This window comes from Methylobacterium sp. C33D, assembly GCF_053345825.1.
This window is the reverse complement of record NZ_JBKFAV010000007.1, coordinates 61041-72429: the sequence shown is the minus strand read 5'-3', so window position 1 is coordinate 72429 and position 11389 is coordinate 61041. Positions and strand designations below refer to the sequence as shown.

Annotated in this window: 14 protein-coding genes; 13 read left to right on the top strand and 1 reads right to left on the bottom strand. The window is 74.9% G+C overall.

Annotated elements, in window-relative coordinates; all coding sequences use genetic code 11:
- Entirely contained in the window at window positions 1–1257 is a 1257-nt protein-coding gene (locus ACLBXO_RS06945) for a DUF2793 domain-containing protein (RefSeq protein WP_447684916.1), read from the top strand.
- A gap of 22 nt (window positions 1258–1279) precedes the next feature.
- Here ACLBXO_RS06945 and ACLBXO_RS06940 read toward each other — a convergent pair whose 3' ends face one another.
- Window positions 1280–1840 (bottom strand): GDSL-type esterase/lipase family protein, encoded by a 561-nt coding sequence (locus ACLBXO_RS06940; RefSeq protein WP_447684915.1) that lies wholly within the window; start codon window positions 1838–1840, stop codon window positions 1280–1282.
- A 78-nt stretch (window positions 1841–1918) separates the two neighbouring features.
- Here ACLBXO_RS06940 and ACLBXO_RS06935 point away from each other — a divergent pair, with 78 nt between their 5' ends.
- The 12 genes from ACLBXO_RS06935 (at window position 1919) to ACLBXO_RS06880 (ending at window position 11378) form a co-directional block, all read left to right on the top strand.
- Window positions 1919–2413: a phage tail tip lysozyme gene (locus tag ACLBXO_RS06935; protein WP_447684914.1), complete on the top strand. Its 495-nt coding sequence runs from the start codon at window positions 1919–1921 to the stop codon at window positions 2411–2413.
- 61 nt (window positions 2414–2474) lie between these two features.
- Window positions 2475–3005 (top strand): hypothetical protein, encoded by a 531-nt coding sequence (locus tag ACLBXO_RS06930; protein WP_447684913.1) that lies wholly within the window; start codon window positions 2475–2477, stop codon window positions 3003–3005.
- Window positions 3006–3061: 56 nt separating this feature from the next.
- Window positions 3062–3406, top strand: a complete 345-nt coding sequence (locus tag ACLBXO_RS06925; protein ID WP_331316555.1) for a hypothetical protein — start codon at window positions 3062–3064, stop codon at window positions 3404–3406.
- A gap of 1 nt (window position 3407) precedes the next feature.
- Window positions 3408–3626, top strand: coding sequence for a hypothetical protein (locus ACLBXO_RS06920; protein WP_447684912.1), 219 nt, complete (start codon window positions 3408–3410; stop codon window positions 3624–3626).
- Between the two features lie 197 nt (window positions 3627–3823).
- Entirely contained in the window at window positions 3824–4195 is a 372-nt protein-coding gene (locus ACLBXO_RS06915) for a PepSY domain-containing protein (RefSeq protein WP_012321896.1), read from the top strand.
- A 34-nt stretch (window positions 4196–4229) separates the two neighbouring features.
- Window positions 4230–4907: a response regulator transcription factor gene (locus tag ACLBXO_RS06910; protein WP_012321897.1), complete on the top strand. Its 678-nt coding sequence runs from the start codon at window positions 4230–4232 to the stop codon at window positions 4905–4907.
- Entirely contained in the window at window positions 4904–5071 is a 168-nt protein-coding gene (locus ACLBXO_RS06905) for a hypothetical protein (protein ID WP_447684911.1), read from the top strand. The genes ACLBXO_RS06910 and ACLBXO_RS06905 overlap by 4 nt, the downstream gene beginning before the upstream one ends.
- A gap of 15 nt (window positions 5072–5086) precedes the next feature.
- Window positions 5087–6505 carry an ATP-binding protein gene (locus ACLBXO_RS06900; RefSeq protein WP_331315518.1) on the top strand — a complete coding sequence of 473 codons (1419 nt, stop codon included), beginning with the start codon at window positions 5087–5089 and terminating at the stop codon, window positions 6503–6505.
- A gap of 199 nt (window positions 6506–6704) precedes the next feature.
- Window positions 6705–8192: a c-type cytochrome biogenesis protein CcmI gene (gene ccmI / locus ACLBXO_RS06895; protein ID WP_447684910.1), complete on the top strand. Its 1488-nt coding sequence runs from the start codon at window positions 6705–6707 to the stop codon at window positions 8190–8192.
- Window positions 8193–8390: 198 nt separating this feature from the next.
- On the top strand, window positions 8391–8903 hold the full coding sequence (ccmE, locus tag ACLBXO_RS06890) for a cytochrome c maturation protein CcmE (RefSeq protein ID WP_447684909.1): 513 nt from the start codon (window positions 8391–8393) through the stop codon (window positions 8901–8903).
- A 10-nt stretch (window positions 8904–8913) separates the two neighbouring features.
- On the top strand, window positions 8914–10914 hold the full coding sequence (locus ACLBXO_RS06885; protein WP_447684908.1) for a heme lyase CcmF/NrfE family subunit: 2001 nt from the start codon (window positions 8914–8916) through the stop codon (window positions 10912–10914).
- Window positions 10914–11378: a cytochrome c-type biogenesis protein gene (locus ACLBXO_RS06880; protein ID WP_447684907.1), complete on the top strand. Its 465-nt coding sequence runs from the start codon at window positions 10914–10916 to the stop codon at window positions 11376–11378. The genes ACLBXO_RS06885 and ACLBXO_RS06880 overlap by 1 nt, the downstream gene beginning before the upstream one ends.
- Window positions 11379–11389: the final 11 nt, after the last annotated feature.

The following is an 11389-nucleotide window of genomic DNA, read 5'->3' as shown; positions in this document are numbered from 1 at the left end:
ATGTCCGACGCCACGCCCCGTCTCGGCCTGCCGCTGATCGCCGCGAGCCAGGCGCAGAAGCACGTCACCCACAACGAGGCGCTCGACCTCCTCGACGCGCTGGTCCAGCTGGCGTGCCTGGACAAGGACCTCGCCGCGCCGCCCCCGGCCCCCGCGGAGGGCGACCGCTACCTCGTGGTCGCCGCCGAGCCCGGGGGCGCCTGGGCGGGGCTCGCGGGCCAGGTGGTGCGCTACGCCGACGGCGTCTGGACCGGCGCGGTGCCGCGGGCCGGCTGGCTCGCCTGGCTGATCGACGAGGCCGACCTCTACGTGTTCGACGGCGCGGCCTGGACGAGCCTCCGCCGGATGCTGGGCGCGCTCCAGAGCGTCGCCCGTCTCGGGATCAACACGGCCGCCGACGCCACGAACCGCCTCGCGGTGAAGTCCGATTCCGCGCTCCTGACCTGGGACGACGCCACGCCGGGCACCGGCGACATGCGGGTCTCCGTCAACCGGCAATCCGCCGCACGCGACGCCGCGCTGGTCTTCGAGACCGGCTACGCGGCGCGGGCGCTGCTGGGCACCCTCGGCAGCGACGACTTCACCCTGAAGGTCTCGCCCGACGGGGCCGCGTTCGCCACGGCGCTCACCGCCTCGGCCCGGACCGGCGGGATCGACTTCGCCTCGGCCGAGACCGCCCTCGCGGCCGCGCCGACCACCGACCTCGGCGCGAGCGGCACGCGGCGGGTCCTCGTCACCGGCGCGGCGCGGATCGCGAGCTTCGGCGCCGCCGCCGACCGGGAGCGGTTCGTGCGCTTCGCGGGCGCCGCGACCCTGGTGCACGATCCCGAGGCGCTGGCGCTGCCGACCCGGGCCGATCTCGTCACGGCCCCCGACGACACCTGCATCGCCACCTCGGACGCGGCGGGCCGCTGGCGCGTGCGCCACTACCAGCGGGCCGACGGGACGCCGCTGGCGACCGGCGCGCAGGCCCTCGCCGCGAACGGATCGATCCGGCTCCCGGGCGGCCTGATCGCGCAGTGGGGGCTCGTCACCGCGGCCGAGGCGGATGTCGCGGTGGCGTTCGGCATCGCCTTCCCGGGACACTGCCTCGGCGTCTGGGCGCAGCCGGTCGCCGGCGCCGGCGACGCACTCCACGCCGCGCAGGTCAGCGAGGTGGCGGCGACCGGTTTCACGCTCCGCAGACGCCGCGCGACGGCCGGCGCGGTGGCGGGCGTCGGGTCGGTGCCGACCTACTGGCTGGCGCTGGGCGCCTGAGCGCCCGACCCCGCGGCCGCCGTCATTCCGGAACGGCGCCGAGGGCGCGGAGCATCGCCGGCTCGACGGCCGCGTAGCCCGCCGCGTTCAGGTGGATGCCGTCGTCGGTGAAGTCCCGCCGGAGCGCCCCCGCCTCCGTGGCGAGCGGCGGCCCGTAATCGACGAGGCGGGCCGGACCCGCCGCGCAGTAGGCGCGCAGCCACCCGTTCAGGGCGCGGATCCGCGCCACCGGCCGCAGCTCGGGGCGCCAGCCCCAGAAATCGCTCGGCATCACGGTGCCGATCGTGAGCGGCAGCCCGGCCGCGAAGGCCATCCGCGCCATCGCCATGATGTTCCCGGCGATCGCCCGGTCCGGGACCGGGCCGCCGATCTCCGCGATGTCGTTGATCCCGCAGAGCAGATGAACGCCCCGGGCGCCGGCCGCGTCCCGCAGGAAGCGCGCCCGGATCTGCCCGCTCGTCTCGCCCGGCACGCCCCGGGCCACGAAGCCGTGGCGCGCGAAGGTCTCGGCCCGCACCGCGCCCCAGGCGGCGGTGATCGAGTCGCCGATGAACACGAGCGGCCGGTCCTGTCCGCGTCCCACGCTTCCCCCTCGGCGCCGCCCACGGCGCCGGCCGCCTTAGCCCGGCGCGCCCGGGGAGGCCAGTTCCGGAGCAAGCCCATGCCGCCATCCGACCCGGCCGCGCGGGAGCCCTTCGCCGCCGCCTGCCGCCGCCTCGGCCCGCGGCTGATGCGCGATCTCGGCCTGAGCGACGTCCAGGCCGCCGGCCTGCTCGGCAATCTCGGCCACGAGACCGCCGGGTTCCGCCGCCTCCAGGAGGTCGCCCCCGCGGTGCCGGGCTCCCGCGGCGGCTGGGGGCTCGCCCAGTGGACCGGCCCCCGGCGCGGCGCCATGGAGGCGTGGTGCCGGGCGCGCGGCCTCGATCCCGCCGACCCCGAGGCGAGCTACGGCTACCTCTGCGCCGAGCTGCGCGGAACCGAGGCGCCGGCCCTCGCAGCGCTGCGGGCCACCACCACCCTCGCTGCCGCCACCGAGGCGGTCTGGCGCCGCTACGAGCGGCCCGGCGTCGTGGCGCCCGCGCGCCGGCTCGCCTGGGCGCGCCGGGCCCTCGCCGCCCTCCGCGACGCTCCCGCCGCCACGCCGGGCAGGCCCTGACCGTCGTCACCCCATCCCGAGCCGGCCGGGTCCGCCGCGCGCTCATCCACGGAGTTCCACGATGTCGCACCGTATCCGCGCGGCCCTCGTCCTGGCCGGCACGAGCCTGCCGCTCGCCGCCCTCGCCGGCCCCGCGTTCGCCCGTGCCTCGGCGTCCGTCACGGGCCCGGCGCTGCCGTGGGGCGACTGGCTCGCCGGGCTGCTCCAGCCGGTCACGGCCGCCCTCGTGCCGCTCGCCGCCGCCGCCGTCACCGCCGGCATCGCCCGGGTCGCGCCCTGGGCCGCCTCGGTGCTCACCCGCGACCGGATCGAGGCCGCGATCCGCGCCGGGGCCGAGTTCGGCCAGAACGCCGTGGCCGGGGCCGCCCGGGGCCGGACCGTCAGCGCGGATCTCGGCGCCGCGGTGGTGGCCGCCGGCGCCCGGCACGTGCTCGCCACCGCCCCCGCGCACGTCGTGCGAAAGGCGGGCGGTGCCGAGGGCGTGGCCGCGCGGATCTTCCGCGCTCTGCCGCTCGATCCGCAGGCGAGCGCCGCCAACGTCCTCGTCCCGGCGCTCGCGCAGCTGCGCGGGGCGGACAAGCGCCCGGCCTGAGGCCGGGCGTCGCCGCCCCGGCGGCACAGGGGGGCCGTGAAACAGGGATCGTCACCATGAAGCCCCTCCGCACCGAGACGCGGCGGCCCGCGCACCCCGAGGACGCGGCCGGCGCGGGGGTCGCCCTCGGCGGGCGGCCCCGGACGATCCGGTTCCCGCCCGTCTGGCACGCGTGGTTCGCCCGCCAGTCCGAGCCGCGACTCGCCGCCCTCGACGAGCTGGTCGACGCGCATCTCGAGCGCCGCGCGCTGCGCCGCTACCTGCGCCGGCTCAAGCACGCGGCGGTACTCGCCTTCGTCGCCGCGGCGGCGGCCGCGCACTGGTTCTCCGACCAGGTCGCGTGGCTCGCCGCGCATGTCCCGGCCCTGCGGGCCCTCTGGAAGCTGCTGACGGGAGCGTGAGATGCGCCTGCGCTGGGACAGGGTCCTCGACCGGGCGTGGCTCGCCCTGGCGGCCGCCGCGGCGGTGACGGTCGCCGTCCACGAGGGCGCGGCGGTCGGCCGGCGGGCCTGGACGCTCGAGTCCGCCGGCGCCGCGCTGGCCGCGCCGGCGGGATCCGGCCGGGCCGTCCCGCCGGCCCGCGCCGCCGCCTGCGGTCCCGGGCCGGCGCCGTCACCGTGAGACCGGCCGCGGCGCCTGTGGGAAGCGGCGCGCGGCGTGGAACCGGGCGCCGCCTCGGCCGTCATGTCCGCACGATGCCGCCCGCCACCGAGTCAACCGCGAAGGGACTGTCCGGACCGCCGCCGACGAATGCCGGGGCCGACGCACGGCTACGTATTCAGGACGCATTCAGTGCCCTGGGCTCACATCGTCTGCCAATGCGCTACGCCATCGCCCTCGTCGCCATCAGCCTGACCGCCGCGGCCCTCGCCGCGGGCGGTCTCGGCTCCATGGCCGATGACGGGCCGGCCCCCCAGACGGGCGCGGTGTCCAGCCAGGCGCCGCTGCGGATCGAGAGCTGCCTGTCCCCCGCCGACCTCCGCGAGGAGGTCGGCGAGCGGCGGGTGATCCCTCCGGTCGCGGCGATCCGCGCCGCCCGCACGGTGATCCCCCGGGCCGAGATCCAGCGGGCGAGCCTCTGCCGCCACGCGGACGGTCTCGTCTACATGCTCACCGCCTTGCGCCGGGACGGGCATTTCGTGCACGTGATTGTCGATGCGCGCACCGGCACCGTGGCGGGACAGTATTGAGCGGGCGCCGGGACCGTTTCGGAGGGAGTGAGCCGTGCGTCTGCTGGTTGTGGAGGATGACAAGGACATCAATCGGCAGGTCGTGGCCGCGCTGGAGGAGGCCGGCTACGTCGCCGACAAGGCCTATGACGGCGAGGAGGGCGGCTATCTCGGCGAGAGCGAGCCCTACGACGCCATCATCCTCGACATGGGCCTGCCCAAGGCCGACGGCGTCACGGTGCTGCAGAAGTGGCGCCGGGCCGGCGTGAAGACCCCGGTGATCATCCTCACGGCCCGGGACCGCTGGTCCGACAAGGTCGACGGCTTCGACGCCGGCGCCGACGACTACGTCACCAAGCCCTTCCACATGGAGGAATTGATGGCCCGGGTGCGCGCCCTGCTGCGCCGCGCCGCCGGCCACGCCACCAGCCAGATCGCCTGCGGGCCGGTGACCCTCGACACGCGCTCCGGCAAGGTTTTCGTCGACGGCGCCCAGGTGAAGCTGACGAGCCACGAGTACCGGCTGCTCTCCTACCTGATGCACCATACCGGCCGGGTCGTGTCCCGCGCCGAACTCACCGAGCACCTCTACGACCAGGATTTCGACCGCGACTCGAACACGATCGAGGTGTTCGTGGGCCGCCTGCGCAAGAAGCTCGCGGTGGACCTGATCCAGACCGTCCGCGGCCTCGGCTACCTCGTGGATCCCAACCAGCCGCCGGCCCGGATGTGAGCGCGGCCGCGCGTTCCGGCACGCCGGCCGCCCTGGAGGCCGCGCCGGGCTTCCGCGACCGCGCGGCGCGGATCGGCGTCGGGGCGGCCGCGCGCGTCGCCCGCGGACCCCTCGACGATCGCGTCGACGGTCGCCTCGTCCACGACTCGGCGCCGCCCGTCTGAGCGACCGACGCCTCCATGATCGACCTCATCGGCCTCTTCTCCCTGCGCCGCCGCTCCATCGCGGTGCGACTCGCCGTGTCGGCGTTCCTGTCGAGCTCCGCGATCCTGCTGATTGCGGCCTGGATCCTCACGACCCTCTACCGCGAGAACACCGAGCGCTCCTTCGACAGCCGGCTCCTCGTCTTCGCCAACAATCTCGCCACCGACCTCGTGTCGCCCAACGACCCCGAGAGCCGGACCTTCTCGCTCGGCGACCCGCGCTTCGATCTGCCCCTGTCCGGCTGGTACTGGCAGGTCGGCAAGCCCGACGCGAAGCCGCGCGACGTGCGCACCTCCCGCTCCCTGGTGGGCGTGCCGCTCCCGCCCGCCACCGATTCCGACGGCAAGGTCGGGGTCGGGCAGATCCGCCAGGGCTACGGCAAGGGGCAGGACGGACGCCTCCTGCGCATCATGGAGCGCGACGTCGATCTCGGCGAGGAGGGCCGCTACACGGTCCGGGTCGCGGGGCCAGCCGACGAGATCGTCAACGACGTCGACCGGTTCCGGAACTCGCTGACCATCACCTTCGGCCTGCTCGGCCTGTCGCTGGCGATCACCACCCTGCTGCAGATCCGGTTCGGCCTCGCGCCGCTCAAGAAGATGCGGGCCGCGCTCGGCGCCGTCCGCCGGGGCGAGGCCGACCGCATCACCGGCACCTATCCCCGCGACATCGCGCCGCTCACCGGCGAGGTGAACCTCCTGATCGAGACCAACCGCGAGATCCTGGAGCGCGCCCGGACGCAGGTCGGCAACCTCGCCCACGCCCTGAAGACGCCGCTCTCGATCATCGTCAACGAGGTCGGCGCCTCCGACGCCCCCGAGGAGCTGGCGCAGAAGATCCGCGAGCAGGCCGCGGTCATGCGCGATCAGGTCAACTACCACCTCGACCGGGCCCGCGCCGCGGCGCTCGCCGGCACGCTCGGCACCTCCACGGAGGTGGAGCCGGCGCTCGCCGGCCTCGTGCGCACCTTCGGGAAGATCTACCGCGACAAGGACATCGCCTACGACGTCCACGTGCCGCCGGGCCTGCGCTTCCGCGGCGAGCGCCAGGATTTCGAGGAGATGGTCGGCAACCTCGTCGACAACGCGTCCAAGTGGGCCCACGGCCGGGTGGCGATCCGGGCCGAGGCGGTGAGCAAGGACGATTATCCCCACCTCGTCGTCGCCATCGAGGATGACGGTCCGGGCCTGCCGCCGGAGGCCCGGCAGGCCGTGCTCGGCCGGGGGCGCCGCCTCGACGAATCGAAGCCCGGCTCCGGCCTCGGCCTGTCGATCGTGGCCGACCTCGCCGCCCTGTACCGGGGGCGCTTCACCCTGGAGGAGGCGGCGCTCGGGGGCCTCCGGGCGGTGCTGGAGGTGCCGGGCGACCTGCCGGTCGGCACCCCGGCCCACTGAGGCCGCCGCCGCGCTCCGGGCACGGGCCGGGCGACGCCCGCGCGGCGGCGCGCGGCCTCATGGATCCGCCCGGGGCCTTGTCATCGCAACAGAGTTGCGTGACACCGTGCCGCCGTCGGGAGGCGTCGTGGCGTCACGCTGCCGGCTCCACATGGCGTGGGGAGGGGCGGGCCGGTCCGGCTCGTTGGCGATAAGGTCCATGACGGCGATCTGGTTCATCCTGGCGGCCATGACCGCGGCGGCCGTGCTCGGCCTGCTCTGGCCGATGTCGCGGCGCGCCGCCGTACCGACCGGCGAGGCCGGCGGCAGCGGGCTCGCCACCGAGACGGCGTTCTACGAGGACCAGGTCGCCGAGATCGAGCGCGACCGCGAGCGCGGCCTGATCGCCCCCGACGAGGCCGAGACCGCCAAGGCCGAGGCGGGGCGCCGCCTGCTCCGGGCGAGCCGCGAAGCGCAGCGCGAGGCCGAGGATGACGGCCTCGCCGAGGCCGCGCGCCCTGCCGAGCCGCGCCTGCGCCGCCGGCGCGCCGCCTCGGCCTTCGCGCTCTCCACCATCCCCCTCGTGGCGCTCATCGCCTACGGGCTGTACGGGTCGCCCGAGGTGCCGGCGCAGACCGAGGCCGACCGGCAGGCCGCCCGCGGCGGCGCCGACGAATTGATGAAGGCGGTCGGCCAGATCGAGGCGCGCCTCGCCCGGGACCCGAACGACGCCCGCGGCTGGGCGGTGCTCGCCCCGGTCTACATGCGCACCGGCCGCTTCGACGACGCCGCCCGCGCCTACGCCAACATCGCGCGGATCAAGGGCGAGACCGCCGACCTCCTGGCCGACCAGGGCGAGGCGCTCACGGCCGCCGGCGACGGCACCGTCTCGCCCGAGGCCAAGGCGCTGTTCGAGAAGGCGCAGGCCAAGGAGCCGAACGCGCCCAAGCCCCGCTTCTACCTGGCCCGCGCGGCCGAACAGGCCGGCGACACCGGCGAGGCGATCCGCCAGCTCACCGAACTCGAGGCCGCCAGTCCGCCGAACGCCCCCTGGCTCGGGATCGTCAAGCAGAGCCTCGCCCGCCTCAAGGGCGAGCCGCCGCCGCCCGCGACCCCGCAGGCTGCCCCGAAGATCCCGGCGGAGCAGCAGGCGGCGATCCGCGGCATGGTCGACGGGCTCGACGCGCGCCTCAAGACCGGCGGCGGCACCCCCGACGAGTGGCTGCGGCTCGTCCGGTCCCGGATGGTCCTCGGCGAGCGCGAGCAGGCGACCGACGCCCTGGCCCGGGCGCGCGCGGCCCTCGCGGGCGACCCGCAGGGCCTCGCCCAGGTCGAGCAGGGCGCCCGCGCCGTGGGGGTCGGGGCGGAGGGCGATGCGCCCGCGCCGGCCGAATCGGGCCCGGCGGCCCCGAGTGCCCAGGCCGAGAAGGAGGCCGCGATGGCGGCCGTGCGCGCCATGCCCCAGGCAGAGCAGCAGGCGGCGATTCGCGGGATGGTCGAGGGGCTCGACCGGCGCCTCGCCGCGCGGGGCGGCACCCCGGACGAGTGGATGCGGCTGGTGCGCTCCTACAGCGCGCTGGGCGAGCGCGACCAGGCGGTGAAGGCCCTCGACCGCGCCCGGATGGCGCTGGCCGCCAACAGCGAGGCGGTGGCGCGACTCGACGGGCTCGCCCGGGAGCTGGAGCTCCCCGCCAAGCCCAATCCCTGACCAGCCGGACCTCCGCCAAGCCCTGTCACCGGCACCACAAGATCGCGAGCCCGCCGCCGCGGAGCGCTCCGTACGACAATCGGTCCCGACGCCCGCCCTTGACCCGCGGGCGCCTGGAGCCGACACCCTCAAGACTAGAATGAGAACGGTTCCGGTCGGGGCGGATCTCCGCGCGCCGGACCGCGGGGTGGAAGTATCGTGACGCGTAAGAAACGCCGCCTGATCCTGATCGCCGCCTGCGGCAGCGTCCTGGCGCTCGCCGTGGGCCTGATCCTGTACGCCATGAGCGGCTCCATCGTGTTCTTCCGCTCGCCCACCGACATCGCCAAGCAGGCCATCGCCCCGGGCACGCGCCTGCGCCTCGGCGGCTTGGTGAAGGACGGCTCGCTCAGGCGAGGCCCCGACCAGGCGGTCGACTTCGCCGTCACCGACACGAACGAGACCGTCGAGGTCCACTACAAGGGGCTGCTGCCGGACCTGTTCCGGGAGGGGCAGGGCGTGGTCGCCGAGGGCGTGCTGGAGCCGGGCGGGCAGTTCCGCGCCGACACGGTGCTGGCCAAGCACGACGAATCCTACATGCCCCGCGAGGTGGCCGACGCGCTGAAGGCGCAGGGGCGCTGGCAGGAGGGCGGCCCGAACAAGGGTGGCCCCGCGCCGAAGCCCGCCACCGCGGCGGCGGACAGCACCCTCCGTCCCCGCAGCGAGCGGTGAGGGAACCCGCATGATCGTCGAGACCGGCCACTTCGCCCTCGCGCTCGCGCTGGCGATCTCCCTCGTCCAGGTGGTGATGCCGATCTGGGCCGCCCGCTCGGGCGACCCGGCGCTCCGCCAGATCGCCTCCCAGGCGGCGCTCGGCGCCTTCGCCTGCGTGCTCTTCGCCTTCGCGGCGCTCACCTACGCGCACGTCACCTCGGATTTCTCGGTCCAGAACGTCGTCGAGAACTCGCACACGCAGAAGCCGCTGATCTACAAGATCTCCGGCGTCTGGGGGAATCACGAGGGCTCGATGCTCCTCTGGGTGCTGATCCTCACGCTGTTCGGCGCCTGCGTGGCGGCGGCCAGGAACTCGGTGCCGCCGCGGCTCCGGGCCAGCACGCTGGGCGTGCAGGGGCTGATCACCTTCGTGTTCGTGCTGTTCATCATCACGACCTCGAACCCGTTCACCCGCGTGATCCCGGCGCCGCTCGAGGGCAACGACCTCAACCCGCTGCTGCAGGATCCCGGCCTCGCGATCCACCCGCCGCTCCTCTACGTCGGCTATGTCGGCTTCTCGATCAGCTTCGCCTTCGCGGTGGCCGCGCTGATCGACGGGCGGATCGACGCCGTCTGGGCCCGGGCGGTGCGGCCCTGGACGCTCGCCGCGTGGTGCTTCCTGACGCTCGGGATCGCGATGGGCTCCTACTGGGCCTATTACGAGCTCGGCTGGGGCGGCTGGTGGTTCTGGGACCCGGTCGAGAACGCCTCCCTGATGCCGTGGATCGCCGGCACGGCGCTGCTGCACTCCACCGTGGTGATGGAGAAGCGCGACGCCCTGAAGGTCTGGACGGTGCTGCTCGCCATCCTGACCTTCTCGCTCTCGCTGATCGGCACCTTCCTGGTCCGCTCGGGCGTGATCACCTCGGTGCACTCCTTCGCCACCGACCCGACCCGCGGCGTGTTCATCCTGGCGATCCTGATCCTGTTCATCGGCGGCTCGCTGACGCTGTTCGCGTGGCGGGCGCCGCTGCTGCGGCAGGGCGGGCTGTTCGCGCCGATCTCCCGCGAGGGGTCGCTCGTCCTCAACAACCTGTTCCTGGTCGCGGCCTGCGCCACCGTGCTGGTCGGCACGCTCTACCCGCTGGTGCTGGAGATGCTGACCGGGGAGAAGATCACGGTCGGGCCGCCCTTCTTCAATTCCACCTTCGTGCCGCTGGCGATCCCGCTGCTGCTGATCGTGCCCATGGGGCAGGCGCTCGCCTGGAAGCGCGGCGACGTGCTCGCCGCCGCCCAGCGCCTGTTCGCCGCCCTGGCGGTCGCCCTCGCGGTCGGCCTCGCGGTGGTGGCCATGACCTGGGGCGGGCCGGTCATGGCGCCGGTCGGGATCGGCCTCGGTGCCTACCTGCTGATCGGGTCCGTCCTGGAGATCGCCACCCGCGCCCGGGGCTACGGGGCGAGCCGCGCCCGGTCCCTCGGCCAGATCGGCCGCCGCGCGCTCGGCCTGCCGCGCTCGGCCTGGGGCACCGCCATCGCCCATGCCGGGGTCGGCGTCGTGGTGCTGGGCATCGCCGCGCAGGGCTGGGCCACCGAGGGTCTGGCGACGCTGAAACCCGGCCAGAGCCTGGCGACAGGCCCGTACGTGGCGACCCTGGACCGGGTCGCGCCGCGCAAGGGACCGAACTACGAGGAGGCCGCCGCCTACCTGACGATCCGCACCCGCGGCGGCGACGAGGTCGGGAAGATCGAGACCGGCAAGCGCTTCTACCCGAGCCGCAAGATGGCGGTGACGGAATCGGGCCTGCTGACCAACGGCGCCAGCCAGGTCTACGCGAGCCTCGGGGAGATCGGTCAGGACGGCGGCGTCGGCCTGCGCCTCTACTACAAGCCGCTGGTCCTGCTGATCTGGCTCGGCGCGGTGGTCATGGCCGTGGGCGGCGGCCTGTCACTCACGGATCGGCGGATGCGCGTCGGCGTCCCCGCCAGGGCGAAGGCGCGTCCGCTCCCGGTCGCGGTGCCGGCCGAGTGATGGCGCGCCGCCCGCTCCTCCGGCCCGCGCTGGCGGCGCTCGCCCTTCTGGCGGCGTTGCCGGCCCACGCGGTGCAGCCCGACGAGGTGCTGAAGGACCCCGTCCTGGAGCACCGCGCCCGGGAGATCTCGGCCGAACTGCGCTGCCTCGTCTGCCAGAACCAGTCGATCGACGATTCCGACGCGCCGCTCGCCAAGGACCTGCGCCTGATCGTCCGCGAGCGTCTGGAGAAGGGCGACAGCGACACGGCGGTGCTCGACTACGTCGTGGCCCGCTACGGCGAGTTCGTGCTGCTGCGCCCGGTCTTCGCGCTGCACACCCTGCTGCTGTGGCTGACGCCCGTGCTCGCGGTCCTGCTCGGCGGGCTCGGGATCTGGCGCCTCGCCCGCCGCCCCCCCGCGACGGCGCGGAATCTGTCGGCCGCCGAGGAGGCGGAGGTCGCGGCGCTGCTGCGGCGGGAGTAGAATCGCGGGCG